The following is a 26,046-nucleotide window of genomic DNA, read 5'->3' as shown; positions in this document are numbered from 1 at the left end:
GCCTGGGAAACCGGCCCGCGACAGGCCCGGGGTGTCCGGGACAGGAGCCGCGTGCCGCCTTGCACGACGACCACATCACTGGGATGCGCAGGGCAAGAGGGACTCGAACCCACAACCGCTGGTTTTGGAGACCAGTGCTCTACCAATTGAGCTATTGCCCTTCGCCACGGTCATTTGGGTGACCGGGGCGGGACGGCATGCGTCAGCATGGCCAGCGTCAGCCGTCCGAGCGACGATCATACGGGACGGATCGGCCCGACGCGAACCGGCCGTCACGAGCGCCGTCCGCCATCCTCGCAGGTCGCCGGTCGCGACACCAGCGAGCGCCTTCCGAGGGCCCACCGGTATGCGGACCGCCCTGCCCGACGCGGCGGCGCGGTGGCAGGATCGAGGACGTGACGAACCCGCGCAGCCCTCTCGCGTCCCTGTCCGACGACGACCTCGCCGCCTTCCTCACGGAGCAGCAGTCGGCGTACACGGCCCTCAAGGGCCGCTCCCTCACGCTCGACCTGACGCGCGGCAAGCCTTCGAGCGCGCAGCTCGACCTGTCGGACGACCTCCTGCACCTGCCGACGACCACCAAGGACCGCGGCGGTGTGGACGTGCGCAACTACGGCGGGCTCGAGGGCCTGGCCGAGCTGCGCGAGATCTTCGCCGAGCTGCTCTGGGTCGAGTCGTCCCAGGTCGTCGCCGGCGGCAACTCGAGCCTGACGATGATGTACACGACCGTCGTCGACTTCCTCCTCTTCGGCGGCGTCGACTCCCCGCGGCCGTGGTCGCAGGAGCCGACCGTCAAGTTCGTCTGCCCCGTGCCGGGCTACGACCGCCACTTCTCGATGCTCGCCGAGCTCGGCATCGAGATGGTCACCGTCGACATGCACGACGACGGCCCCGACATGGCCGCCGTCGAGGCGCTCGTCAAGGACGACCCCAGCGTCAAGGGCATCTGGATCGTGCCGACGTACGCCAACCCCACCGGCGCCGTCGTGTCGCAGGAGGTCGCCGCCCGCCTCGCGGCCATGCCGACCGCGGCCCCCGACTTCACGATCTTCTGGGACAACGCCTACGCGTTCCACCACCTGACCGAGCACGAGGCCAAGAGCGCCGACATCCTGACGCTCGCGGCCGCGTCGGGGAACCCGAACCGTCCGATCATGTTCGCCTCGACCTCGAAGATCACCTTCGCGGGCGCCGGCGTGGCCGTCCTCGCCGCGAGCCAGGCCAACGTCGCGTGGTACCTCAAGCACCTGTCCATGGCCTCGATCGGCCCGGACAAGGTCAACCACCTGCGCCACGTCGAGTTCTTCCACGACGCCGAGGGCGTCCGGGCGCACATGCGCCGGCACCGCGAGATCATCGCCCCGAAGTTCGCCGCCGTCGACGAGGCCCTGACGGCCGGGCTCGACGGCCTCGAGGTGGCCACGTGGAGCCACCCGACCGGCGGCTACTTCGTCAACCTCGACGTGCTCGACGGCACCGCCTCGCGCGTCGTCGGGCTGGCCAAGGCCGCCGGCATCGCCCTGACGCCGGCCGGCGCCTCCTTCCCGCACGGTCGCGACCCGCGCGACCGCAACATCCGCCTCGCGCCGACCTTCCCGACCCTCGAGGACGTCCGCACCGCGATGGCCGGCGTCGCGACCTGCGTCGCACTCGCCGCCGCCGAGTCGCTGACGGCCGACCGCGCCGCCGGGGTAGGGGCAGGGAGCGAGGGCGCCTCCGGTGGCGCCGCGGACCCCGAAGGAGCTGCACGATGAGCGGCATCGAGCCGAGCGAGAACATCGAGGACGACCTGACGAGCTACAGCGTCGACGACGAGGACCAGCTACAGCCCGAGGACACCCTCGAGGACGGCGACCTCGAGGACGTCCTCGACCGCGGATACTCCCCCAACGACCGTCCGCAGGGCGTCACCGCCCACGGCACGACGGCGCGCGAGGAGGGCGAGGACGAGACGATCGAGGAGCGGATCCGCCAGGAGGTGCCCGACCCCAACTCGGCGTACGGCCGGCCCGACAACGAGAGCGGACTCGACGAGGACCGCATCGGTGGCGACGACCCCGACTCGATCGCGGCCGAGGACGACTGGCTCGGCGACAACGAGGTCGGCGACGAGCGCGCCGGACGGCTCGTGGCCGACGACGAGGGCGCCCACGAGGACGACGAGAAGCAGGCCTGGGGCCGCGACGTCGGGGTCGACGGCGCCGGGGCGTCGGCCGAGGAGGCCGCCATGCACGTCGTGGACGAGATCGCCGACGAGCCCGAGGACCGCTGAGCGCACGCGTCCCGCGCCGCAGGACAGGCGTGCCGCACGCAGGACACGTGTCGCCCGCACGACGAGGGCCCGCAGCACCGCACGGTGCCGCGGGCCCTCGCGCGTCAGCGCACGACGTCAGCGCACGTCGTCAGCGCACGCCGTCAGCGCACGTCCTCGACGGCGACGACCTCGGCCGCCCGCGGGCAGTAGTCGGGAGAGACGACGAACCCGTTCTCGATGTCGGACGGCGACCCGTCGCACGCGTCGACGGCGCTGAAGGCGAACTCGACGGAGTCCGGGTCGAGGTGCCAGGACCACGGCCCGTTGGGACCCGGGTCGTCGCGGACCACGGCGCCGATCGGGACGCTGGGCCCGTCGCCGCCGGCGAGCAGGCGGCGGGCGTGCTCGACGAGGTCGGGCCGGTGCAGCTCGACGCGGAAGGTCTCCCCACCCACGACGCGGAACGTCGCCAGGACCGACCCCGCGGGGGCAGCCGCGTCGACGCCCCCGCGACCGCGGGCCGCCGTCGGGGGCGCGTCGGCCGTGGGCGTGCCGCCGCAGCCGGCGAGGAGCAGGGCCGCGACGGCTGCGAGGGTCGCCGACGCCGTCCTGCCCACCCGCACGACCCCTCCCGGTGCTCCTCCGGCGCCACGGCGCGCCGGTCCGGCGAGCCTAGGCGCCCGGCGGGTGCTCACGCGCGGTGGGATGAGGGGGATGACGGGTGAGCGGTGGGATGCTGTCGGCCATGACGCGCGACGTGCTGGCCCTGCCCAAGGCACACCTGCACCTGCACTTCACCGGGTCGATGCGCGTCGACACGGTTCGTGACCTCGCCGACCGGCACGGGATGCGCCTGCCCGACGCCCTCGTCGGCCACTGGCCACCGCGCCTGGCCCGGGCCACCGACGAGCGCGGGTGGTTCCGCTTCCAGCGCCTCTACGACGCCGCCCGCAGCTGCGTGCGCGGCGAGGAGGACATGCGCCGCATCGTGCGCGAGGCCGCCGAGGACGACGCGGACGAGGGCTCGCGCTGGCTCGAGATCCAGGTCGACCCCACGTCGTACGCACCGTTCGTCGGCGGCATCACCCCGGCCCTGGAGATCGTGCTCGACGAGGCGCGGGCGGTGTCGGCGCAGGGCCGTATCGGGGTCGGGGTCGTCGTCGCGGCGAGCCGGATGCGCCATCCGCTGGAGGCGCGCACGCTGGCGCGCCTCGCGGCGCGCCATGCGGGCGAGGAGGCCGGCGACGTCGTTGGGTTCGGCCTGAGCAACGACGAGCGGCGCGGGAGCACCCCGGAGTTCGCGCACGCCTTCGAGATCGCCCGCCGGGCGGGTCTGGCCCTCGTGCCGCACGGCGGGGAGCTGCTCGGCGCGCAGGCCGTCATGGAGACCCTCGAGTCGCTGTCCCCCGACCGCATCGGCCACGGCGTGCGCTGCGTCGAGGACCCGCAGGTGCTCGACGCCGTCGCCGAGGCCGGAGTGACGCTCGAGGTGTGCCCGGGCAGCAACGTGGCCCTCGGCGTCTACGCGGACCCGGGCGACGTGCCGCTGCGGCAGATCGTCGACGCCGGGGTGCGGGTGGCGCTCGGCGCCGACGACCCTCTCCTGTTCGGCACCCGGCTCGCCGCCCAGTACGCTGCCGCCCGCGAGCTCGGCTTCGACGACGCCGGCCTCGCCGACCTCGCCCGGGGCTCGATCGAGGGCAGCCTCGCGCCCGAGCGGGTGCGCAAGCAGGCGCTCGAGGACGTCACCGCCTGGCTCGACGCGCCGGAGTGAGGCTCGGTCTCACGCGCGACGACCGTCCGAGCGGTGTCGACGTGAGGACCGCCACACCCCAGACCCGCACAGACCCGGACGCACCGGGCCGGCAGACACGCGTCCGGGCGCCGGTCGCGGGGGGCCACGGGGCGTCGTGAGTTTGCTCGGGGCTGGCCTGCGCAGTCATGCTGTCGGGGAGATGAAGACGCAGACCCCCGCCCCCGCACGCCCCCAGCCCACCTCGGGCGCCCGGCTGCGACGCCTCGCCGTCGTGGGTCTGGCCGCCCCCGTCCTGGCCCTCACCGCCCTCAGTGCCTGCAGCAGCGAGGCCCCGGTGACGGCCGACCCGACCGCGAGCGCTGCCGCCGGCACGACGCCTCCGGCCACGTCGTCGACGTCGAGCGACACGACGTCCTCGGCGACGACCACGACGCCGGCCGCTCCGGCGACGTTCTCGACGAAGGACATCAAGGCCGTCATCAAGGACCCCGACCTCGGGCACTCCATCACGGCCCTGAGGATCTCGCGCAACCTGCCGTTCCCGTCGAACCAGCCGGTGGGCGCCGAGGCCTTCGAGATCGTCGGCGTCAAGGTCGACCTCACGGCCGGCTCCCGCTACTCGGCCACCCTCGACCCGGCGATGATCTCCCTCGTCGCGGCGAGCCCGAAGCAGACGATCGCGCCCACGAACGAGTTCGGCAAGGCCTACAAGGCGACCCCGCTGACCCCGGCCAAGCGTGGCCAGTCCGAGCGCGGCTGGCTCTTCTTCAAGGTCGACCGCGGCACGTCGACGTACCTGCGCCTGCAGTACGCGCGCCCGGCCTACGAGGTCAGCACGACGGACAAGAAGATCCAGCCGCACACCTTCTGGGTGCAGCTGACCCGCTGACGACGGCACCACGGCTAGCGGCCCCGGATTCCCTTGGGAACCGGGGCCGTTCGGCTACCGCCTCCCGCGGCTCGCTAGAGCCGCTCGCCGACGAGGACCGGCTCGTTGACGAGCGTGACGCCGAACGCGTCGCGCACGCCGTCGCGGACGCGTCGGGCGACGTCGAGCACCTCGGTGGTCGTGGCGCTGCCCCGGTTGGTCACGGCCAGCGTGTGCTTGGTCGACAGAGATGCCGGGCCGGGCAGCCCGAAACCCTTGGCGAAGCCGGCATGGTCGATGAGCCAGGCGGCGCTGGTCTTGACCCGTCCGTCGGGCTCGCCGAACCGCGGTGGCGTCGGGCCCTCGTAGCCGAGCCGCTCAACCACGCGCTCGACGAGGTCGTCGAACTCGTGGCGGCTCAGGACCGGGTTGGTGAAGAACGACCCGCACGAGTACGTGTCGGGGTCGTCGGCGTCGAGGACCATGCCACGGCGCCGGCGCTGCTCGAGGACCGCGGCCCGCGCGTCGGCGAGCGGCACACGCGTGCCGAGCTCGACGCCGAGGCCCTCGGCGAGCGCGGCGTACGCGATCGGCCGGCAGAGGTCGGCCACCTCGAGCTGGAAGACGACGTCGAGCACGACGTAGCGGTCGGTGCCCTTGAAGAGGGAGTGCCGGTAGGTGAAGGCGCAGTCGTCGTTGGCGAACGTGCGCACGACCTGCTCGCGACGGTCCCACGTGCGCACCTGGTAGATCGTCTGGGAGACGTCCTGGCCGTACGCGCCGACGTTCTGCACGGGTGTGGCGCCGGTGAGGCCGGGGATGCCGCTCAGGGCCTCCACGCCGGCCCAGCCCTCGCCGACGAAACGGTCGACGACGCCGTCCCAGCCTTCGCCCGCGGCGACGCGCACGACGGCCCCGCCGCACCAGTCGGCCGACTCCGGCGTGATGCCGGACGTCGCGACCCGCACGACGGTGCCGGCGAAGCCCTCGTCGGCCACGACGAGGTTGGAGCCGCCCGACAGCAGCAGGAGCGGCTCGTCGGCGTCGTCGACCTCGCGGACGGCGTCGACGAGCTCGTCGGTGGTCGAGACGGTGACCAGACGCGCCGCGGGGCCGCCCACCCGCATCGTCGTCAGCCCGGACAGCGGGACGTCGTGCTCTTCGCGCACCGTGGCCCGCTCAGTCGAGACGGGCGACGGCGAGGGCCCGGCCGAGGACCTTGTCGCCGGCGCACGTGGCCGTCAGCTCGACCGTGACACGGCCGGTCTCGGTGTCGACGGCCTTGACGACACCGGACACCTCGACATCGGCGCCGGTCTCGTAGGGCACGACGACGGGCTTGGTGAAGCGGACGCCGTACTCCACGACGCGGCCGGCGTCGCCCACCCAGTCGGTGACGACCGTGACGGCCGAGCCCATGGTGAACATGCCGTGGGCGATGACGTCGGGCAGACCGACCTCCTTGGCGAACCGCTCGTCCCAGTGGATCCGGTTGCGGTCGAGGGAGGCGCCGGCGTACTGGACGAGGCGCGCCCGATCGATGTGCACCGTGTGCGGCGGCAGGGCGTCGCCGACCGACACGGACGACAGGGCGCGGACGCCGGCAGTGGTGTCGTTGCTCATCACTCGGCTCCTCGGATGACGATGGTGGACGTGGCCGTGCAGACGGCCTCGCCGCCCTCGGTGGCCAGCTCGGTGCGGGTGGTCACCATGGCGTGACCGCCGGCCTCGCGGACGGTGTCGACGTGCAGCGTGCCGACGACGGCGTCGCCGGCCGTGAGCGGCCGGTGGTGGGTGAAGCGCTGCTCACCGTGCACGACGCGCGAGAAGTCGATGCCGGCCTCCGGGTCGCGGATCAGCTGGGCGTCGCACTGCTGGGCGATGAGGACCGCGAACGTCGGCGGCGCGATGACGTCGGCGTAGCCGCGGGAGCGGGCGACGTCGGCGTCGACGTGGACGGGGTCGGCCGAGCCGACCGCCTCGGCGAACTCGCGGATCTTGGCCGCGCTGACGCGGTAGGTCTCGGTGGGCGGGTACACCCGGCCCTGGAAGTCTGCGTTCACCGGCATGCGGGCAGCCTATCGACCGGTACACGACGACCGCTCCCCCGGCCGGTGGCCGAGGGAGCGGTCGTGAGGTGACGCGGGTAGAGCGGGTCCGCGTCAGCGGGTCTCGCGGTGCTCCGTGTGCTTGCCGCACTTCGGGCAGAACTTGTTGAAGGAGAGACGGTCGGGGTTGTTCCGACGGTTCTTCTTCGTGATGTAGTTGCGGTCCTTGCAGTCCACACACGCCATCGTGATCTTCGGACGGACGTCGCTGCTCTTGCTGGCCACGGCAACCTGCTCTTTCGGGAACGTGCTGGGATGTATCGGGTCGTCTTGCGACGCGTGTCGCTGTGCGTGCCCGGCGGTGACCCGCGCGTCGGCACCGGACGACGCTAAAGGTTACGCGACGGGCCACCGAATCGAGAAATCCGTGGACCGCCGCGCTCCTGTGGTAGCGGGAGCGGGGCTCGATCCCGCGACCTCACGATTATGAGTCGTGCGCTCTAACCAGCTGAGCTACCCCGCCATGGGCTGCCGGCACCGGAAGCCGCTCGCGCGGGCTGCCGGGAACCGACCGACCAGAGCCCCAATAGGGAATCGAACCCTAGACCTTTTCCTTACCATGGAAACGCTCTGCCGACTGAGCTATTGGGGCACGGCCGAACCGTCGGGACCCGCGTCGCGGGGCCGTGTTCGACCTGCTGTGCGTCGGTGAGACTACACGGTCCCGGGCACGGATACGAAATCGGCACGACCCACCACGGACAGGCAGTACAGAGCGCCCGTTCCTGAGACGATCTAGGCATGCCGGGCCATGTGGACCCACCGCCGGAGACGCCGTCGCCACCCGCTCGCGACGCGCAGCACGTCGTCGTGCACCTCGACCGGCGCAACGTCTGGCGGGCCGGCTGGGTGCTCGTCGCCATCGTCGCCTTCGCGGCGTTCGGGCGGTGGGTCCTCGAGGACGGCGGCAGCGTCATCTTCACGCTCGTCATGTCGATGCTCGCCGCCATCGCCATGGAGCCCGCGGTGGCACGCCTGTCGCGCCGGATGCGCCGGGGCGCCGCCACGGCGGTGGTCATGGGCGCGACGCTGCTGGCCATCGTCGTCTTCCTCCTCGCCTTCGGGCAGCTGCTCGCCGACCAGCTCGCGACGCTCGTGCGCTCGATCCCCTCGATCGTCGAGCGGGCCACGACCTGGGCGAACGAGCACCTCGACACGCACCTCGACGCGCAGACCGTCCTCGCCGAGCTCAGCAGCGGCACGTCGGCACTCGCGACGGTGGCCACCGGCCTCGCGGGAGGCATCGTCGGCGCGGTCGCAGCGGTCGTCGGGGCGGCGTTCAGCAGCATGACCTTCGCCTTCTTCACCTTCTACTTCTCGGCCGACCAGCCGCGGATGCGCCGCTGGGTGGCCCGGCTCGTGCCACCACGGCAGCAGGAGGTCATGAGCACGGCCTGGCAGCTGGCCGTCATCAAGGCCGGCGGCTACGTGTCGGCGCGGCTCGTGCTCGCCGCGATCTGCGGCGGCCTGTCGGCGCTGTTCATGTTCATCATCGGGATGCCCTACTGGCTGGCGCTCGGCATCTGGACCGGGCTGGTGGCCCAGTTCGTGCCGACCATCGGCACGTACATCGCCATAGCCCTGCCGGTCTTCGTCGGCCTCGTGGGCGAGCAGCCGTGGCAGGGCGTGGCGATGCTCGCCTTCGCGCTCGTCTACCAGCAGATCGAGAACCTCACCCTCGAGCCGCACATCTCGGCCGGCGCGGTCGACGTGCACCCCGCGGTGTCGTTCGCGTCGGTGATGTTCGGGGCGGCGCTCTTCGGCGTCAGCGGCGCGTTCGTCGCCGTGCCCGTGGCGGCGCTCCTGCTCGCGCTCGTCGAGATCTACACGCACACCTACGAGCTGCTGCCCGAGCTCGCCCAGCAGCAGCCGGGCGAGCGGCCACCCGAGCCCGCGGACTCGCCCGATGCCGAGGAGGTCGGAGCCCCCGAGGTGACCGCGGAGGTCGAGCTCGACCACAGCCGGGTGGCCGCCTGGCTGGGCCGGCTGCGCCACCGCGAGCCGCGCGTCTGAGACCTCACTCTGCGACGTCACTCGGCGGCGTCGTGGTCCTCGAGGGCACGGCGGGCCTTCGCCTCGTGCGCCTCGTGGGCATCCCGCTCGCTCGTCGCCCCGGCCAGCTCGACCCCGACCTTGACCAGCCGCTCCCGGGCGGCGGCGAGGCGGCGCTCGAGGTCGGCGATGCCCTCGGTGACCTCCTCCTCGCGGGCCGTCAGCACGGCGACGTGCCGGTCGGCCGAGCGCAGCGACTCGCGGGCGCCCTCGAGCGCCGAGACGAGACGGGTGCGCTCGGCGGTGCGCCGGGCGCGACGCCGTTCCTCGAGGTCGATGGCGTCGCCACCGCCCCCGTCGAGCACCGAGAGCGAGGGTCGCCCGGCGCCGTGGCCGCGCGGGAGGTCCTCCAGCGCGAGGGCGTCCTCGAGGTCGACGGAGCCGAAGCCGGAGTAGCTGAGCGCCTTGACGAGCGCACCGGTGAGGACCGACGCCTCGGCGTCCTCGTCGGCGATGAGCGCCGTCAGGGTGTCGCGCACCTCGAGCGCCACCCCCGCCCCGACGCGCTGGCCGGCCGAAGCGGCCTCCTCCGCGACGCGGTCGGCGACGGCGTCGACGCGTCGGGACCGTTCGCGCCCGAGCAGGCGCAGCTGGTCGGCGTCGAGGGTGCGCTGGGCCTCGCGCAGCAGCTCGGCGAAGGAGCGCAGCTCGTCGACCTCGTCGCGGCACGTGCGGACGAAGTGGTTGACGGCCCAGGCGGCCACGGTCGGCTTGCGCAGAGCCGTGACGGCGGCGGCGAGCTGCTTGTCGCCGGCGGCCTTGGCCTGGGCAGCGAGCTCGGAGCGGCGCGCCGTGAACCGCGACGGGCTCTCGGCGTATAGCTCCTCGACGGCGGCGCGCAGGTGCAGGATCACCCGTGCATCCTCCCGCAAACAGGGTGGCCACGCCGGGCACGAGGCGGCAGGGTGGTGGCGTGACGTGGATCTGCGCGACGTGCGCCGTCGAGACCGACGACCTTCCGGAGCCGCCCGAGGCGTGCGCCATCTGCGAGGACGAGCGCCAGTGGGTACCGGCCGACGGCCAGCGCTGGACGACGCTCGAGCAGCTGCGCGAGGCGGGCACGCGGATCACCGCCAAGGAGGTCGAGCCCGGCCTGTGGGGCCTGCGCGCGAAGCCCGAGGTCGGCATCGGCCAGCAGACGATGGTCGTGCAGGTGCCCGAGGGCGTGCTGCTGTTCGACTGCGTCGGCTACGTAGACGACGCGGCACTCGACCGGGTCCGCTCGCTCGGCCCGGTCCTCGCCGTCGCCGCGAGCCACCCCCACATGTACGGCGTCCAGACCGAGTGGGCCCGGGCCCTCGGTGACGTGCCGGTGCTCGTCAACGAGCGCGACGGCGAGTGGGTCCGGCGTCGCGACCCGCTCCTCGAGCTGTGGGGGCAGACGCGTGCGGTGGCACCCGGGCTGACGCTGCACCGAGTCGGCGGGCACTTTCGCGGGCAGGCCGTGGTCGAGTGGTCCACCGGCAACGACGGGAGGGGTGTCCTGCTCGCCGGGGACGCCGTGTTCCCCAACCCCGACGGACGCTCGGTCAGCTTCATGCGCAGCTACCCGAACCGGATCCCGTTGTCGGGCAACGTGGTCCAGCGAATCGCCACCCAGCTCGAGGGACTGCACTTCGACCGGCTGTACAACAACTTCGGCGCCGTCGTCGGCGCACGGGCCAAGGAGGTCCTGCGGGCCTCGGCCGACCGGCACGCCGCCTGGACCCGCGGTGACTTCGACCACCTGACGTGACCCGTGTGACCCGGCGTCCGAACGGGTAGGTGGCCGGGCGACGGTGTCGATCGACGCCGCCCACCCCAGTGGAGGAGGACGCCATGACCGACACGCCACTCTCGTCCGAGGATCCGACCACCGAGGGCCCTGCCGACGGCGGGGCCGACACGAGCACGCACGACGGCGGTGCCGACGGCGGCGCGGAGGGACCGGCTGACGGCGGCGCGGACACCGGCTCCCACGACGGTGGAGCCGACGGCGGCGCCGAGGGGCCCGCCGACGGCGGGGCCGACACCGGCTCCCAGGACGGCGGTGCCGACGGCACCGCCGGCTGAGCCGGCGAGCACGAGCGACCGCGCCACGATGACTGCCGACACGACGAGCCGGGTGCCCATGCGTTCGCACGGGCACTCGGCTCTCGCCCGCCTCGTCCCCCTGTCCCAGTCCGGCTTCGCGAGCGAGCACTGGGGCCGACAGCCCCTCGTCTCACGGTCGGACGAGCTGCTCGCGGGCGCGGCCGACCTGCTCGGCCGGGACGACGTGGACGAGCTCGTGTCGCGCCGGGGGCTGCGCACCCCGTTCCTGCGGGTGGCCCGTGACGGCCGCACGCTCGGCGACCGCGAGTTCACGGCCGCCGGCGGCGTCGGGGCCGGGATCGCCGACCAGGTCAGCGACGACAAGCTGCTCGGCCACTTCGCTGCCGGCGCGACGATCGTCCTGCAGGGTCTGCACCGCACGTGGGGCCCCATCATCGACTTCGCCCAGCAGCTGGCCGACGAGCTGGGCCACCCGGTCCAGGCCAACGCCTATGTGACGCCGCGGCAGAGCCGCGGCTTCGACGACCACTACGACGTGCACGACGTCTTCGTCGTGCAGACCTCCGGCGAGAAGCAGTGGCGCCTGCGTCCGCCGGTGCGGCCCGCTCCCCTGCGCGACGACCCGTGGACCGACCACCGTTCCGACGTCGAGGAGGCGGCCCGGCACGACCCGGTGCACGAGTTCACCCTCCGCCCCGGCGACGTGCTCTACCTGCCGCGCGGCTGGATCCACTCGGCGACCGCCCTCGGCGGCGTCAGCACGCACGTCACCATCGGCGTCCACGTGTGGACGCGGCGTCACCTGGCCGACGAGCTCGCGACGCTCGCGGTCGGGGCCGCGAGCCGTGCCGAGCGGGTGCGAAGCACGCTGCCGCTCTCACCCGGCGGACCGCGCGCGGCCTCGGTCGTCGACGACGTCGAGGTGGCCCGCGAGGCCCTGGTCGAGGCCCTGCAGGCCGTGCCGGCGCGCGAGGTCGTCGCAGCCCTGCAGCGCCGGTGGCGCGACACGCAGCGGGCGGCGCCGGTCGGCCCGCTCGCCCAGGTGACGGCCGCCGAGGACGTCGGCGGCGACTCGTGCGTGCGACTGCGGCCGCACCTCGACGCCCGCCTCGGCGGCGAGCCCGACGGCGGTGCCCGCCTGACCAGCCGGCTGCCCGACCTCACGGTCGAGGAGCACGACGTCGGCGCCCTCATCGCTCTCGTCGACGACGGCGTGCTGCGCGCCGACATGGTCGGCCTCGACCTGACCCGCCGTCTGCTGCTCGCCGGCCTCGTCGTCCTCGACGACTGACCTTCCGGCGTCCCGGGTGACGGGCCCCGGCGCCGGCCGGCCCGGGCACGACCGGCCCCGCGTCACCCCGCCCCGCGGCTCCCTCAGCCGGCGTCGAAGGGGTCCACGGCGTCGAGGAGCGTCCTCCGGGCGCCGACGAGGGACGGGCCGTACCACGTGAGCAGTCGGCCGCTGACGAGCGCGGTGCTCGCGCGGGCGAAGGCCTCCGGGCCGTCGTCCGGGGTGAAGACGTAGGGCTCGTCGGGCAGCAGGACGGTGACGCCGTCGCGGTCGAGGTCGGCGAGGTCGACGTGCGGGTAGCGCTCGGGGTCGCCCGCCAGGACGTTGCGCCAACCGAGCCGGGCCACGACGTCGCCGGTGAACGTGTCGCGCCCGACGGCCATCCACGGGTCGCGCCAGATCGCGACGGCGACCTCGCGCGTCGGCTCGGGTACGGGACCGTCCCACTCCTCGCGCGCCGCGCCCAGCCAGTCGGGCACGCCCGACCCGAGACCCTCGAGGAAGAGGCGCTGCAGGGAGTCGAGGGCACCCGGGACCGTCTCGATGTCGGTGACCCACACCGCGAGGCCGGCCTCACGCAACCGGCGGACGTCGAGCTCGCGGTTCTCCTCCTTATTGGCGACGACGAGGTCGGGCGCCAAGGACGCGACGGCGCGCAGGTCGGGGTTCTTGGTGCCCCGGACCCGTTGCACCGCGAGGCCTTCCGGATGCGTGCACCAGTCGGTGGCGCCGACGAGGACCTCTGGGAGCGTTGCCGCGATCGCCTCGGTGATCGAGGGCACGAGCGACACGACGCGGCGCGCCGGCCCCGCGAGGGGAACCGGCGCGCCGAGGTCGTCGACGAGCGACACGACGTGGGCCTTCGGCGGGGTCAGACGTTGCGGCGATACTGGCCGCCGACCTCGAAGAACGCCTCGGTGACCTGCTGGAGCGAGCACACCCGCGCCGCGCGCATGAGCACGTCGAAGACGTTGCCGCCCTCGATGGCGACGCGTCGCAGCTCCTCGAGCGCGGCCCGTGCCTCCTCCTCGTGCTCGGAGCGGAAGGCCCGGACGCGCGAGAGCTGGCCCTGCTTCTCCTCCTCCGTGCCGCGGGCGAGGACGACCTCGCGGGGCGTCTCCCCCTCGTGCGGGTTGCGGAAGGTGTTGACGCCGATGATCGGCAGGCTGCCGTCGTGCTTGCGGTGCTCGTAGAGCATCGACTCGTCCTGGATCCGGCCGCGCTGGTAACCGGTCTCCATGGCGCCGAGGACCCCACCACGCTCGGTGATGCGGTCGAACTCCTTGAGCACGGCGGCCTCGACGAGGTCGGTGAGCTCGTCGATGACGAACGAGCCCTGGAGCGGGTTCTCGTTCATCGCGAGGCCCCACTCGCGGTTGATGATGAGCTGGATCGCGAGCGCGCGGCGCACCGACTCCTCCGAGGGAGTCGTGACCGCCTCGTCGTAGGCGTTGGTGTGCAGGCTGTTCGCGTTGTCGTAGATGGCGATGAGCGCCTGGAGCGTGGTGCGGATGTCGTTGAAGTCCATCTCCTGCGCGTGCAGGCTGCGGCCCGACGTCTGGACGTGGTACTTCAGCTTCTGGCTGCGCTCGCCGGCGCCGTACCGCTCCTTCATCGCCACGGCCCAGATGCGTCGGGCGACGCGGCCGAGCACCGAGTACTCGGGGTCCATGCCGTTGCTGAAGAAGAAGGAGAGGTTGGGCGCGAAGTCGTCGATGGCCATGCCGCGCGCGAGGTAGCTCTCGACGTAGGTGAACCCGTTGGCGAGGGTGAAGGCGAGCTGGCTGATGGGGTTCGCCCCGGCCTCGGCGATGTGGTAGCCGGAGATGCTGACCGAGTAGAAGTTGCGGACCTTCTTCTCGATGAACCACTCCTGGATGTCGGCCATCATCTTCAGGCTGAACTCGGTGCTGAAGATGCAGGTGTTCTGGCCCTGGTCCTCCTTGAGGATGTCGGCCTGCACCGTGCCGCGGACGTTCGCGAGGGCGTACGCCTCGAGCTCGGCGCGCTCGTCGGCGGACGGCTCGCGCCCCTCGCGCTGGCGGAACACGTCGACCTGCTGGTCGATGGCCGTGTTGAGGAAGAAGGCGAGGATCGTCGGCGCGGGACCGTTGATCGTCATCGACACCGACGTGGTGGGCGAGACGAGGTCGAAGCCGCCGTAGAGGACCTTCATGTCGTCGAGCGTGGCCACCGAGACGCCGGACGTGCCGACCTTGCCGTAGACGTCCGGGCGCGGGTCGGGGTCGCGGCCGTAGAGCGTCACCGAGTCGAACGCCGTGGACAGGCGGGTGGCGGGCTGGCCCTCGGACAGCAGCTTGAAGCGGCGGTTGGTGCGGAACGGGTCGCCCTCGCCGGCGAACATGCGGGCGGGGTCCTCGTTGTCGCGCTTGAACGGGAAGACGCCGGCGGTGAAGGGGAAGAAGCCGGGCAGGTTCTCGCGGCGCAGGAACGACACGAGCTCGCCGTGGTCGGTGTACCGCGGCAGGGAAACCCGACGGATCGTGTTGCCGGACAACGACTCCCGGGTCAGCTTGGTGACGAGCTCGCGGTCGCGCACCTTCACCACCTGCTCGTCGCCCGAGTAGGACTCGACGACGGCGGGCCAGCCGGCGAGCGCGTCGGCGACCGGCTGCGGCACGTCGGTGCGCGCCGCGTCGAGCAGGCCGTCGACACCGGACGCGTCGGACCCGGCGTCGGCGAGCTCGCCGCGCACGAGGTCGAGGCGCTGGACGCGCGAGGCCGCGGCCGCGAACCGCGCGGTGTCGGAGTGGTACCGGCGGACCGTCTCGCTGATCTCGGCGAGGTAGCGGACCCGGGCGGCGGGGACGACAGTGGCGATGCGCGTCGACTGCTTGGTGGACACGTGCGGCAGGACACCCTCCTGCACCGGCATCCCCTTGTCGGACAGCAGGTTCCGCAGCTCCTGGTACAGCGCGGTGACGCCGTCGTCGTTGAAGGTCGCGGCGCTCGTTCCGTACACAGGCATGTCGGCCGGGCCCTTGCCGAAGGCCTCGCGGTTACGGACCATCTGGCGGCCGACGTCGCGCAGCGCGTCCTCGGCGCCACGGCGCTCGAACTTGTTGATGGCCACGACGTCGGCCATGTCGAGCATGTCGATCTTCTCGAGCTGGCTGCTCGCGCCGAACTCGGGCGTCATGACGTAGAGGGACACGTCGGAGTGCTCGACGATCGCGGCGTCGCCCTGGCCGATGCCGGGTGTCTCGAGGACGACGAGGTCGAACCCGGCGGCCTTGACCACGGCGAGGATGTCGTCGAGGCGGGCCGGCACCTGGCTCTTACCGCGCGTGGCGAGGCTGCGGAAGAAGACCCGGTCGCCGTCGAGGGCGCTCATCCGGATGCGGTCGCCGAGCAGGGCGCCGCCGCCGCGGCTGCGGGTGGGGTCGACGGCGAGGACGGCGACCCGCAGCTTGTCCTGCTGGTCGAGGCGCAGGCGGCGCACGAGCTCGTCGGTGAGGCTCGACTTGCCGGAGCCGCCGGTGCCGGTGATGCCGAGGACCGGCACGTGCCGGCGCGACGCGGCCTCGCGGACGCCGGCGAGCAGCTCCTCGTCGAGCTGGCCCTCCTGGGCGCCGGTGACGGCGCGGGCGACGGCGGCGCGGTCGCCGGCGAGGACGGCCTCGAGCGTCGGGACCGAGACGCCCCAGGGGTCGAAGTCGCAGTCGGCGACGACGCCGTTGACCATCCCGACGAGGCCGAGGCGCTGGCCGTCCTCGGGGCTGAAGATCGTGACACCGGAGTCGCGGAGGCGGGAGATCTCCTCGGGGACGATGACGCCGCCTCCACCGCCGACGACGCGCACGTGCCCGGCGCCGTTCTCGCGGAGCAGCTGCACGAGGTACTCGAAGTACTCGACGTGCCCGCCCTGGTAGGAGCTGACGGCCACGCCCTGGGCGTCCTCCTCGATCGCGGCGTCGACGACCTCCTGGACCGAGCGGTTGTGGCCGAGGTGGATGACCTCGGCCCCCTGGCTCTGCATGATCCGCCGCATGATGTTGATCGACGCGTCGTGGCCGTCGAAGAGGCTCGAGGCGGTGACGATGCGGACGTGGTGGGACGGCTGGTGGAGCTCGCGCTGCGCTGCGTCGGACATGGCGAAAATACTAGGACTTCCAAATAATGGACGTCAACGCGTCACCCCCCCTACGATGAGCGCATGACTGCGGAGACGAGCGCGCCGGCCGGCTCCGGCCTCGGCTTCGACCCCATCTCGCGGGCCCGCGAGCAGTGGCACGAGCAGGGCTGGGACACCGCCGCCGACGGCATGGCCGCCATCACCTCGCTCATGCGTGCCCACCAGATCGTCCTGGCGCGCGTCGAGGCCACCCTCAAGCCGCTCGGCGTCACCTTCGCCCGCTACGAGGTGCTCATGCTCCTCTGGTTCAGCCGCCGGGGGTCGCTGCCCATGAAGGTCATCGGCAGCCGCCTGCAGGTGCACCCGACGAGCGTCACCAACGCCGTGGACCGGCTCGAGGACGCCGCCCTCGTCGTCCGCTCGACCCACCCCGAGGACCGACGCGCCATGCTCGTCGCGCTGACGCCGAGCGGTCGCGAGCTGGCCGAGCGGGCCACCAAGGCGCTCAACGCCGAGGTCTTCGAGCAGCCCGGCCTCGGGGCCGACGACGTGCGCGACCTCGTCGACACGCTGACGCGCCTGCGCAGCCACGCCGGCGACTTCTGAGCCGACCCTCGGCAGACTGGCGGCATGACCGCACCCGAGACGACGTCCCCGGCCGGCCCGGAACCCAGCGAGCACCTCGCGTGGCTCGCCGAGCAGCGACGCGGCCTCCGCGCCTTCGCCCGGGGCGCCGTGCACCCCGCCGGCGGTTTCGGCCGCCTCGACGACGCCGGCCGCCTCGCCGAGGGCAGCGCGGTCGAGACGTGGATCACCGCCCGGATGACGCACGTGGCCGGCCTGGCCGTCCTCGAGGGCGATCACGGCTGCCGGGACCTGCTCGACCACGGCGTCGCCGCGTTCGCCCCGGGCGGCGTCCTCGCCGACGCCGACGCCGGTGGCTGGTACGCGTCGGCCGACGCGTCCGGCCGGCCCGAGGTCACCGAGAAGCGCGCCTACGACCACGCCTTCGTCGTCCTCGCCGCCGCCACCGCGTCGGCGGCGCGGCACCCCGCCGGCGACGACCTGCTCGACGCGGCCCTCGACGTGCTCGACCGCCGCTTCTGGCGCGACACCGACGGCCTCGTCGTCGACGTCTGGGACCGCGGCTGGACCGACCTCGAGCCCTACCGCGGCGCCAACGCGAACATGCACACCGTCGAGGCGATGCTCGCGGCGTGGGACGTGACGCGGGACCCGCGCTGGCTCGACCACGCCCGCAGCATCGTCGAACGCGTCGTGCACGCGTTCGCCCGCGACTGGGGCTTCCGCCTGCCCGAGCACTTCAGCCCCGACTGGGTGCCCGACCCCGGGTACAACCGCGACCGGCCCGGCGACCCCTTCCGGCCCTACGGCGTCACCACCGGGCACCTGCTCGAGTGGTCGCGGCTGTGCCTGCACCTGCGCCACGGGCTCGACGGAGCCGCGCCCGCGTGGCTGCTCGACGACGCCCGCTCCCTCTTCGACGTCGCCGTCCACGAGGGGTGGTCGGTGGACGGTGAGGACGGGTTCGTCTACACCACCGACTTCGAGGGCACCCCGGTCGTGCGCGACCGCCTCCACTGGGTCGTGGCCGAGGGCATCGCGGCCGCCCGCACCCTCCAGCTCGCGACGGGCGACCCGACGTACGGCACGTGGTACGACACCTGGTGGGCCCACGCCCGCGACCACTTCGTCGACGAGCGGCTCGGCTCGTGGCGTCACGAGCTGTCCCCCACCCTCCAGCCGGCGAGCACCGTGTGGGAGGGCAAGCCGGACGTCTACCACGCCTACCAGCTGTGCCTGCTCGGCGCGCTGCCCGAGATCACCTCCTTCGCCGGCGGCCTGCGCGACGGGCTCCTGCCGACGGTCGGCGACCCACCCCGCGCCTGACCCGGAGCCTGACCCGGGCCTGCGCTCAGCCGCCGATGACGCGCTCGAGGAAGGCGTTGCCGAAGACGCGGTCGGGGTCGACGCGGTCGCGCAGGGCCCGGAACTCGGCGAAGCGGGGATAGAGCGGCTCGAGATCGGCCGCCGTGGCGACGAAGCACTTGCCCCAGTGCGGGCGCGCACCGAGCGGCAGGAGCAGATCCTCGAGCGTCGGCAGCACGGCGTACACGGCCGGCACGTCGCGCACCCACGTGAAGTGGATGCCGACGACGTCGTGGCCGTAGGAGCTGCTGAGCCAGAGGTCGTCCGCGGCCACCGTCCGCAGCTCGCACGCCTGGAGCACCGGCGCCATCCGGTCGCGGAGGGCACGCAGGCCCTCGATGGCCCGCAGCGCGGCGGCGCGCGGCACCAGGTACTCGCTCTGCAGCTCCTCGCCGCGGCTCGGCGTGAACTCCATCCGGAAGTGCGGCAGCCGGTCGAGCCACGGGCCGGCCTCGCCCTGCTGGCGGGTGACCGACTCCGAGGGGCCGCCGTCGAGCATGTGCATCGTGCGGTCGGCACGAGCCGCCCCGAAGAAGGTGTCGGGCGCCGAGTCCTCGCGGCTCTTGCGCCACGCCTGGTAGATGCCCGCGTCGTCCCAGCGGGTGAAGAGGCTGACGCTGTACGCGTCGGAGGTGATGGCGTCGAGGTCGGCGTCGACGCGTTCCCACGCCAGTCCGGTGTAGACGTCCTGACGGACGAGGTAGGTGGGCTCGAGGTCGAGGGTCAGGCCGGTGACGACACCGAGGGCGCCGAGGGCGACGACGCTGCCGGGCAGGTCGGCGTCTCCACGCGTCAGCGTGCGGATCGCGCCGTCGGGCCCGACGACCTCGAGGCCCGAGACAGCCGCGGCGAGCGAGCGGTTGCGGTCGCCCGACCCGTGCGTACCGGTGGCGACGGCTCCGGCCACCGAGATGTGCGGTAGCGAGGCGAGGTTGCCGAGCGCCCAGCCCTGCCGCTCGAGGGCCCGCGCGACGTCGCCGTAGAGGGCCCGGCCCCGGACCGTCGCCGTGCGCGACTCGGCGTCGACCTCCACGCTCGTCGGCAGGCCCTCGAGGGAGACGAGCACGCCGTCGCTGTCGGTGACGTCGGTGAAGGAGTGCCGCGACCCGAGTGGCCGGACGCATGGCTCGCGCGCGACGACCTCCTGGAGCTGCTCGACGCTGGCAGGCCGCTCGACGCGTCCCGTGTAGGTGTGGTTACCGGCCCAGTTCGTCTCGACGATCGCCATGTCGCCCAGTCTGCCCGGCCCTGACCCGGTCGCCCCGTCGAGAGAGTGGCGGTGGGACGGATGGGGGCGCTGGGGATTCGTGCTCACTCGATGGCAGAGAGGGGTGAGCGGCGCCGGGCCGTCAGGCGGGTGGGCCGTCGCGACGCACGAGGGCCGCGTCCCGGCGTGTGGGACGCGGCCCTCGGTGCGGTGTGACGACCGCCGCTCGGTGGCTCAGTGGCGGCGGCGGTGGCGCGGGTCCTCGTGGAACTCGGGGTGGACGTCCTCGGGCAGCTCCTCCGGCTCGGCACCCTCGCCGGCCTGGGCGACGCCCCAGCCCTGCGTCGTGATGGTGTCGATGGGCGGGTTGCCGACGAGGTGGGAGCGCTCGGCTCCCTCGGGGTGGTGGTCGCGCTCGACCGCGGTGTCGTCGGCGTGCCGGTTCAGCGTGTCGTTGTCGCCCCCGCGTCGGCTCTGCATGAACGCGGCCCCCGCGACGACGATGACGACGACGCCGAGCAGCACCCACAGTCCGATGTTGTCACCCATGGCACCTCCTGGTCCGTTGGTCACGGGTGAGCCGCCCCGACGCCCCCGATCGGGTCGGGAGAGGTCGTGCCGCGTGGGTCGGGGCCGCGTCGCCCTGGCGATCGTGCGCCGCTTCGAGTCTACGCCGCAGGGCCGTTCGCGCCGGGGAACCGTGACGCACCGGGGCCGGGCCGGCAGTGCGGCCCGGCCCCGGTGCGGTGGGGGTAGGGGTGGGGTGCGGACGCGTCGTGCGTGACGCGTCGGGCGAGCAGCCTCAGGCGGCCACGGACGCGTCGGCGGCGACGAGTGTCGCGAGGGCGTCGGTGAGCCGGGCGAAGACGGCCGGGTCACCGAGGACGTCGGTGTCGATCGTCGTCTGCGAGACCTCGACGTCGGCGACGACGTGCGCGCCGGCGATCTGGGCCGACCGGCGGGTGTCCTCGTGGGCCCACTTGCCGCCGTAGGGGGTCGGCGTGGCACCGACGACGGCGAAGGGCTTGCCCTTGATGGCGCCCTGGCCGAAGGGGCGCGAGAGCCAGTCGATGGCGTTGTTGAGGACGGCCGGCATCGTGCCGTTGTACTCGGGCGTCACGGCGAGGACGCGGTCGGCCGAGCCGACGACGCGGCGCAGGTCGGCGACGACGGGGGGCACGTCGGTACCGTCGACGTCCTCGTTGTAGAACGGGAGCGCCCCGAGGCCGTCGACGATCTCGAGCTCGACGCCTTCGGGCGCCCGGTCGCGCAGGGCCTCGGCGATGCGGCGGTTCACCGAGTCGGTGCGCAGGCTCCCGACGAGGACGGCGACACGGGTGCGGGGGGTGGCAGCGTTGGTCATGACGAGCCAAACGGACCCCGGTCCGCTTCTATTCCCGAACCCTCCGGACGGTCGGTCGAACCGAAAACCGGCGGACGCCGTCCGCCGCTCCCCCTACGATCAGCGGGTGTCACCGACCCGTCCGCCCGTCGCCGCCGGACGCCGCCCGGGGCAGCCCGTCGACCTCGGGCTGCGGCCCGAGCGCGCGGAGCGGGCCGATGCCGCGCGCAACCGCGTGGCCCTCCTGGACGCGGCGCACCACCTCGTCGAGTCGTGCGGCGTCGACGCCGTGACGATGGACGCCGTCGCGGGCGCCGCGCATGTCGGCAAGGGCACGGTGTTCCGGCGGTTCGGCAGCCGGGCCGGGCTCATGGCCGCCCTGCTCGACCACAGCGAGACGCTCTGGCAGCAGCAGGTCATCTCCGGGCCGGCACCGCTGGGCCCGGGCGCCCCGCCCCTGACCCGCCTGCTCGCCTTCGGCGAGTCGCGCCTCGACCGCAACCTCCTGCACGGCGACCTCGTCGTGGCCGCCGTCGGGCGCTACGGCCGCTCCCTGCCGGCCGCCGCCTTCCACACGGCGCACGTGCGCGTGCTCCTCGCGTCCGCGGGGGTCGAGGGCGACCTGCCGGTGCTCGCCACCGCGCTCCTGGCCCCGCTCGAGGTGCCGATCCTGCGCCAGCAGCTCGACCTCGGCATCGACCGCGACCGCATCCTCGCCGGCTGGACCGACCTCGCCCGACGCGTCGTCCGCGGCTGAGCCCTCCCCCGGCGCCACCCGACGAGCAGTGACGGTCGGGTGCCCCGACGCCTCAGGCCCGACCGGTCGGGCGCTGCGACGCGGCCGCCTCCCCGAGGTCCTCGAGGGTGAGTCGGTGCCGCGGCTCGTGGTCGACGACGACCTCCTCGGTCACGCGCAGGTGCTCGTCGACGTGGAGCAGGACCCCGGGCTCGAGCATCCGCCACGGGTCCTCGTCGAGGCGCTCGCTCGCGACGACGACGCTCGGGGTGTCGGACAGCTCGTCGGACACCACGCGTGTGCCGGCCCGCGACCGGTGGTGCAGCCGGCCCCGGGGCCGGTGCCGCTCGAGGACCCACAGGGCGTGAGTGTCGGGGTAGCGCACGGCCCACAGGTCGGTGGCCGTCGTCAGCACGAGGTTGGCGGCGTACACGGGCAGCTCGTCGGCGACCCAGCGCAGCGCGGCCGTGATCCCGGCGCCGACGTCGCCACCGGCACGGGCGGTCTCGCGCGTCACCAGCGCGAAGAGGCGCTCGGAGTCGGTCTGGCCGTGCACGAGGCGGCGGTCCTCGTCGAGATGGCGGTCGAGGACGTCCATCCCCGCGACGACGCCGTTGTGGGCGAACAGCCGCCCGTCCTGCTCGAAAGGGTGGGTGTTCTCCGGTGCGACGGCGGCCCCGGACGAGTGCCGCACGTGTGCCACGAACGTCGTGCTGACGCGCTCACGCGCCTCGCTCGCGAAGGCGGCGTCGTCGAAGGCGGCCAGCGGCTGCTTCTCGACGACCGGCCGGTCGTCGGCGTCGAAGGTGCCGAGGCCGGTGCCGTCGGGGTTGGCGTGCGACTGCTCGGCGAGGCTGTCGGGCGCGTCGAGGAGCCAGAACGTCGCCCGGACGCGGGTGCTCCCGGCGGTCAGTCCGAACAGTCGGCACACGGTGGCCTCCTCGGTGACTGGCGGGCGCGGCATCGGCGCCGCACCTCGATCCTGCCCTCATCGACGGCTCTCGAGGACCTCCTTGGACTTCGCGATGGCGAAGCCCCAGCCCTGCGCGAGCGTCGGCTTCGGCGGCACCGCCACCTCGTCCGGGTTCGTCACGACGTCGAGCAGAACGGGCCCGTCGACGCCGAACGCCCAGCGGACGGCGTCGTCGAGCTCGGCGGCGTCGGTGACGCGTCGGGCCGTGAGGCCCATGGCCGAGGCGACGGCGGCGAGGTCGGGGTTGTCGAGCTGCGTTCCGAACTCCGGCAGGCCGCCCTGCTCCTGCTCGAGCTTGACCATGCCGAGGCGGCCGTTGTCGAAGACGACGACGCGCACGGGCAGCCGGTAGGTGACGGCGGTGCGTAGGTCGCCGAGGAGCATCATCAGCCCGCCGTCACCGGCGAAGGCCACGACCGGGCGGGTGCGGTCCAGGGCCTGCGCGCCGAGGGCCATCGGCATCGCGTTGGCCATCGAGCCGAGGTTGTAGGAGCCGACGAGCCGGCGGGTGCCGGCCATCCGCACGTGCCGCGCCAGCCACGCCGTCGACATCCCGGTGTCGCTGGTGAAGATCGCCGTCTCGGGCGCGTGCCGGTCGACGGCCGCGGCGACGGCCTCGGGCCGGATGCGCTCGTCGGGGTTGTCGAGGACCGCCCGGGCCCGGCCGAGGAGCGAGTCGTCGTGGTGCGGGTCGAGCAGCGCGGACTGCCGCTCGTGCCAGGCCCGGTAGGCGTCGGTCGCGGCCTCGAGGTGGCCGCGGTCCTCGCGTCGGGCGAGCAGCGGCAGCAGCGCGCGCAGGGTGGCGCGGGCGTCGCCGACGAGGGCGTGGTCGACGCGGGTGCGGCGCCCGATGTGCTCGCCCCGCGCGTCGAGCTGCAGGACGGCCTTTCCGGTCGGGTACCAGTCGCGGTAGGGGAAGTCGGTGCCGACGAGGACCAGCACGTCGCACGAGTCCATGGCCTTTGCGGCCGCCGGGTTGCCGATGAGGCCGGACTGGCCGACCTCGAACGGGTTGTCGTGCTCGAGGCCCTCCTTGGCCTTGAGCGTCAGCACCATCGGGGCGGCCAGGGTGTCGGCCAGCTCGAGCACCTCGTCGCGTGCCTCGCGGGCGCCGCAGCCGACGAGCAGCGTCACGGCTGCGTCGCCGCCGAGCACCTCCGCCGCGACCCGCAGCTGGTCTTCGGGGGCCGGCGCCGGCGCCGCGGCCGGGGCGAACGACGCGGGCGCGACCCCCTTGGGCACGTCGAGGCCGCCGATGTCACCGGGCAGCGTCAGCACGGCCACCCCGCGGTGGGCGTACGCGGCGTTGACGGCCTGCTCGAGCAGGTGCGGCAGCTGGCTCGGCGAGGTCAGCGTGTGCGTCCACACCGACACGTCGGCGAAGAGGGCGTCGTTGTCGACCTCCTGGAAGAAGTCAGAGCCGATCTCCTCGCTCGGCACCTGACCACAGATCGCGAGGACCGGCGCGTGCGACTTCTTCGCGTCGTAGAGGCCGTTGAGCAGGTGGATCGAGCCCGGCCCGACGGTGCCCATGCAGACGCCGATGGTTCCGGTCAGCTGGGCCTGGGCGCTCACGGCGAAGGCCGCGACCTCCTCGTGGCGCACGCCGACCCACTCGATGCGGTCCTCGGTGCGGATGGCGTCGGTCAGCGGGTTGAGCGCGTCGCCGACGACGCCCCACACCTGCGTGACGCCGGCCTCCGCGAGCGCCGTGACGATGTGCTCGGCGACGGTGGTCATGTCGGCTCCTTCCTTCAGAGGTGACGGGGCGACGCGTGCGGCGCGAACCGGTCGGCCGTGGCGACGTCCCAGTCGGCGGCCCAGGCCTGCGGCGGCTCGGCGAGCAGCTGACCCGGCTCGAGCCACTCGTAGAGCTCGGCGTAGGAGAGCGTCGTCGTCGAGGTGACGTTGCGGCGCAGGTGGTGCGGGTTCAGCCGCGCCGGGTCGGTGACGCCCATCGCCGCCATGATCTTCACGGCCGACTCGACCGTCGCCTCCTGGTACTGCTTGACCCGCACGCTCTTGTCACCGACGTCGAGCGCCCTGGCGCGGCGGGCGTTCTGGGTCGCGACGCCGCTCGGGCACTTGTCGGTGTGGCAGCGCTGGGCCTGGATGCAGCCCGCGGCCATCATCATGGCGCGCGCGGCGTTCGTGTAGTCGGCGCCCTGGACGAGGCGCTTGACGATGTCGTTGCCGGCCGCCACCTTGCCGCTGGCGCCGATCCGGATGCGGTCGCGCAGGCCGACTCCCACGAGCGCGTTGTGCAGCGTCATGAGTCCGTGGGTCAGCGGCATGCCCACGTGGTCCTCGAACTCGAGCGGGGCCGCGCCGGTACCTCCCTCCGAGCCGTCGACGACGATGAAGTCGGGCGTCGTGCCCACCTCGAGCATCGCCTTGCAGAGCGAGAGCACGTCGACGCGCGAGCCGACGCAGAGCTTGAAGCCGGTGGGCTTGCCGCCGGCGAGCTCGCGCATCCTGCCGATGAACTCCACGAGCTCGACCGGAGTGTGGAAGACGCGGTGCGAGGACGGGCTGACGCACTTCTCGCCCTGCGGCACCTGCCGGATGTCGGCGATCTCCTTGGTCACCTTCGCGCCGGGCAGGACGCCACCGATGCCGGGTTTGGCCCCCTGGCTCAGCTTGAGGGACACGCACTTGACGGCGTCGTGGGCGGCCTTGTCGCGGAAGGAGTCCGGATCGAAGTCGCCGTCCTTGGTGCGGGCGCCGAAGTAGCCGGTGCCGATCTCCCAGACGATGTCGCCGCCGTTCTCGAGGTGGTAGGGCGACAGGCCTCCCTCGCCGGTGTCGTGGGCGAAGCCGCCCATTGCCGCGCCCTTGTTCAGGGCGCGGATCGCGTTGGCCGACAGGGCTCCGAAGCTCATCGCGGACACGTTGAGCAGGGCCATGGAGTAGGGCTTGGTGCAGTCGGGGCCGCCGACCGTGACACGGGCCGGCTGCTTCGGCGGGTCGGTGGGGGCCATCGAGTGGACGAGGTACTCGTAGCCGACCTCGTTGACGTCGAGCTCGGTGCCGAACGGCCGCTCGCCGTGGATGCCCTTGGCCCGTTCGTAGACGACCGAGCGCGTGTCGCGGTCGAAGGGGCGGCCGTCCCAGTCGCGCTCGATGAAGTACTGCTGCAGCTCGGGCCGGATGTCCTCGAGCAGGTACCTCATGTGGCCGATCACGGGGTACCGGCGCAGGATCGTGTGCTTGCGCTGCACGAGGTCCCACGTCGCGAGCGCCGCGACGCCCGCCCCGACGCCGCCCAGCAGGGCACCGGCGCGCCCCACCCGTCCCGTCCGTCCCGCACCAGCCATGCCCGCTCCTCCCGGTCGCGGCGGCCCACCCGGCCGCCTCGTCGCGTTTGATCGCTCCCCAT

At 73.2% G+C, this 26,046-nt stretch carries 25 protein-coding genes and 3 tRNA genes; 11 read left to right on the top strand and 17 right to left on the bottom strand.

Annotated elements, in window-relative coordinates; genetic code table 11:
* Positions 1–88: 88 nt before the first annotated feature.
* A tRNA-Trp gene (locus RY076_RS04705) sits at positions 89–161 on the bottom strand.
* Between the two features lie 234 nt (positions 162–395).
* Between RY076_RS04705 and RY076_RS04700 the strand changes: the two genes are divergently transcribed.
* Entirely contained in the window at positions 396–1,754 is a 1,359-nt protein-coding gene (locus RY076_RS04700; protein WP_323096452.1) for a PLP-dependent aminotransferase family protein, read from the top strand.
* On the top strand, positions 1,751–2,272 hold the full coding sequence (locus RY076_RS04695; protein ID WP_323096451.1) for a DUF5709 domain-containing protein: 522 nt from the start codon (positions 1,751–1,753) through the stop codon (positions 2,270–2,272). Before RY076_RS04700 ends, RY076_RS04695 begins: the two co-directional genes overlap by 4 nt.
* 143 nt (positions 2,273–2,415) lie before the next feature.
* Here the strand turns inward: RY076_RS04695 and RY076_RS04690 are convergent, their stop codons facing one another.
* Positions 2,416–2,871 carry a BP74-related protein gene (locus tag RY076_RS04690; protein ID WP_323096450.1) on the bottom strand — a complete coding sequence of 152 codons (456 nt, stop codon included), beginning with the start codon at positions 2,869–2,871 and terminating at the stop codon, positions 2,416–2,418.
* A gap of 128 nt (positions 2,872–2,999) precedes the next feature.
* Here RY076_RS04690 and RY076_RS04685 point away from each other — a divergent pair, with 128 nt between their 5' ends.
* A complete protein-coding gene (locus RY076_RS04685) occupies positions 3,000–4,028 on the top strand; it encodes an adenosine deaminase (RefSeq protein WP_323096449.1) in 1,029 nt (342 codons plus the stop codon).
* A 181-nt stretch (positions 4,029–4,209) separates the two neighbouring features.
* The gene (locus RY076_RS04680; protein ID WP_323096448.1) at positions 4,210–4,899 is read left to right on the top strand and encodes a hypothetical protein; all 690 of its coding nucleotides are present in this window, start codon (positions 4,210–4,212) and stop codon (positions 4,897–4,899) included.
* A 74-nt stretch (positions 4,900–4,973) separates the two neighbouring features.
* On the opposite strand, the gene RY076_RS04675 is transcribed toward RY076_RS04680, so the two are convergent.
* From RY076_RS04675 to RY076_RS04650, 6 genes are all read right to left on the bottom strand, one after another.
* A complete protein-coding gene (locus RY076_RS04675; protein WP_323096447.1) occupies positions 4,974–6,047 on the bottom strand; it encodes a UDP-N-acetylmuramate dehydrogenase in 1,074 nt (357 codons plus the stop codon).
* A gap of 10 nt (positions 6,048–6,057) precedes the next feature.
* Positions 6,058–6,501, bottom strand: coding sequence for a MaoC family dehydratase (locus RY076_RS04670; RefSeq protein WP_323096446.1), 444 nt, complete (start codon positions 6,499–6,501; stop codon positions 6,058–6,060).
* Positions 6,501–6,947, bottom strand: coding sequence for an FAS1-like dehydratase domain-containing protein (locus RY076_RS04665; protein WP_076262123.1), 447 nt, complete (start codon positions 6,945–6,947; stop codon positions 6,501–6,503). The genes RY076_RS04670 and RY076_RS04665 overlap by 1 nt, the downstream gene beginning before the upstream one ends.
* 93 nt (positions 6,948–7,040) lie before the next feature.
* Positions 7,041–7,211, bottom strand: coding sequence for a 50S ribosomal protein L33 (rpmG, locus tag RY076_RS04660; protein ID WP_076262121.1), 171 nt, complete (start codon positions 7,209–7,211; stop codon positions 7,041–7,043).
* A gap of 161 nt (positions 7,212–7,372) precedes the next feature.
* Positions 7,373–7,449, bottom strand: a tRNA-Met gene (locus tag RY076_RS04655).
* A gap of 56 nt (positions 7,450–7,505) precedes the next feature.
* A tRNA-Thr gene (locus RY076_RS04650) sits at positions 7,506–7,578 on the bottom strand.
* A gap of 149 nt (positions 7,579–7,727) precedes the next feature.
* Here RY076_RS04650 and RY076_RS04645 point away from each other — a divergent pair.
* On the top strand, positions 7,728–8,999 hold the full coding sequence (locus tag RY076_RS04645; RefSeq protein WP_323096445.1) for an AI-2E family transporter: 1,272 nt from the start codon (positions 7,728–7,730) through the stop codon (positions 8,997–8,999).
* A 17-nt stretch (positions 9,000–9,016) separates the two neighbouring features.
* On the opposite strand, the gene RY076_RS04640 is transcribed toward RY076_RS04645, so the two are convergent.
* Positions 9,017–9,892: a coiled-coil domain-containing protein gene (locus tag RY076_RS04640; RefSeq protein ID WP_323096444.1), complete on the bottom strand. Its 876-nt coding sequence runs from the start codon at positions 9,890–9,892 to the stop codon at positions 9,017–9,019.
* Between the two features lie 59 nt (positions 9,893–9,951).
* Here RY076_RS04640 and RY076_RS04635 point away from each other — a divergent pair, with 59 nt between their 5' ends.
* From RY076_RS04635 to RY076_RS04625, 3 genes are all read left to right on the top strand, one after another.
* On the top strand, positions 9,952–10,773 hold the full coding sequence (locus tag RY076_RS04635; protein ID WP_323096443.1) for an MBL fold metallo-hydrolase: 822 nt from the start codon (positions 9,952–9,954) through the stop codon (positions 10,771–10,773).
* 83 nt (positions 10,774–10,856) lie between these two features.
* Complete coding sequence (locus tag RY076_RS04630; RefSeq protein WP_323096442.1) at positions 10,857–11,090, top strand: BatC protein; 234 nt, start codon at positions 10,857–10,859, stop codon at positions 11,088–11,090.
* A 58-nt stretch (positions 11,091–11,148) separates the two neighbouring features.
* Positions 11,149–12,363 carry a cupin domain-containing protein gene (locus RY076_RS04625; RefSeq protein ID WP_323096441.1) on the top strand — a complete coding sequence of 405 codons (1,215 nt, stop codon included), beginning with the start codon at positions 11,149–11,151 and terminating at the stop codon, positions 12,361–12,363.
* Positions 12,364–12,446: 83 nt separating this feature from the next.
* On the opposite strand, the gene RY076_RS04620 is transcribed toward RY076_RS04625, so the two are convergent.
* Together RY076_RS04620 and icmF are read right to left on the bottom strand one after the other, a co-directional pair.
* Entirely contained in the window at positions 12,447–13,214 is a 768-nt protein-coding gene (locus RY076_RS04620; RefSeq protein ID WP_323096440.1) for a helical backbone metal receptor, read from the bottom strand.
* A 20-nt stretch (positions 13,215–13,234) separates the two neighbouring features.
* Positions 13,235–16,477 (bottom strand): fused isobutyryl-CoA mutase/GTPase IcmF, encoded by a 3,243-nt coding sequence (icmF, locus tag RY076_RS04615; protein ID WP_323096439.1) that lies wholly within the window; start codon positions 16,475–16,477, stop codon positions 13,235–13,237.
* 63 nt (positions 16,478–16,540) lie between these two features.
* Between icmF and RY076_RS04610 the strand changes: the two genes are divergently transcribed.
* A complete protein-coding gene (locus tag RY076_RS04610; RefSeq protein WP_323096438.1) occupies positions 16,541–17,065 on the top strand; it encodes a MarR family winged helix-turn-helix transcriptional regulator in 525 nt (174 codons plus the stop codon).
* Positions 17,066–17,089: 24 nt separating this feature from the next.
* Entirely contained in the window at positions 17,090–18,370 is a 1,281-nt protein-coding gene (locus RY076_RS04605) for an AGE family epimerase/isomerase (RefSeq protein WP_323096437.1), read from the top strand.
* 25 nt (positions 18,371–18,395) lie between these two features.
* Here the strand turns inward: RY076_RS04605 and RY076_RS04600 are convergent, their stop codons facing one another.
* From RY076_RS04600 to RY076_RS04590, 3 genes are all read right to left on the bottom strand, one after another.
* The gene (locus RY076_RS04600; RefSeq protein WP_413785745.1) at positions 18,396–19,631 is read right to left on the bottom strand and encodes a D-arabinono-1,4-lactone oxidase; all 1,236 of its coding nucleotides are present in this window, start codon (positions 19,629–19,631) and stop codon (positions 18,396–18,398) included.
* A 219-nt stretch (positions 19,632–19,850) separates the two neighbouring features.
* Positions 19,851–20,165: a hypothetical protein gene (locus RY076_RS04595; protein ID WP_323096435.1), complete on the bottom strand. Its 315-nt coding sequence runs from the start codon at positions 20,163–20,165 to the stop codon at positions 19,851–19,853.
* Between the two features lie 253 nt (positions 20,166–20,418).
* Positions 20,419–20,979, bottom strand: coding sequence for an NADPH-dependent FMN reductase (locus tag RY076_RS04590; RefSeq protein ID WP_323096434.1), 561 nt, complete (start codon positions 20,977–20,979; stop codon positions 20,419–20,421).
* A 106-nt stretch (positions 20,980–21,085) separates the two neighbouring features.
* Between RY076_RS04590 and RY076_RS04585 the strand changes: the two genes are divergently transcribed.
* Positions 21,086–21,715 (top strand): TetR/AcrR family transcriptional regulator, encoded by a 630-nt coding sequence (locus RY076_RS04585; RefSeq protein ID WP_323096433.1) that lies wholly within the window; start codon positions 21,086–21,088, stop codon positions 21,713–21,715.
* Between the two features lie 52 nt (positions 21,716–21,767).
* On the opposite strand, the gene RY076_RS04580 is transcribed toward RY076_RS04585, so the two are convergent.
* Genes RY076_RS04580 through RY076_RS04570 form a run of 3 tightly spaced genes read right to left on the bottom strand, consistent with a single transcriptional unit; the run spans position 21,768 to position 25,984 of the window.
* Complete coding sequence (locus RY076_RS04580; RefSeq protein ID WP_323096432.1) at positions 21,768–22,658, bottom strand: class II glutamine amidotransferase; 891 nt, start codon at positions 22,656–22,658, stop codon at positions 21,768–21,770.
* Positions 22,659–22,682: 24 nt separating this feature from the next.
* Positions 22,683–24,407: a thiamine pyrophosphate-dependent enzyme gene (locus RY076_RS04575; RefSeq protein WP_323096431.1), complete on the bottom strand. Its 1,725-nt coding sequence runs from the start codon at positions 24,405–24,407 to the stop codon at positions 22,683–22,685.
* Positions 24,408–24,421: 14 nt separating this feature from the next.
* Positions 24,422–25,984, bottom strand: a complete 1,563-nt coding sequence (locus RY076_RS04570) for an FMN-binding glutamate synthase family protein (RefSeq protein ID WP_323096430.1) — start codon at positions 25,982–25,984, stop codon at positions 24,422–24,424.
* Between the last annotated feature and the right edge of the window lie 62 nt (positions 25,985–26,046).

This window comes from Intrasporangium zincisolvens (assembly GCF_034724055.1).
Taxonomy (GTDB): Bacteria; Actinomycetota; Actinomycetes; order Actinomycetales; family Dermatophilaceae; genus Monashia; species Monashia zincisolvens.
This window is presented reverse-complemented; position numbering and strand designations above follow the sequence as displayed.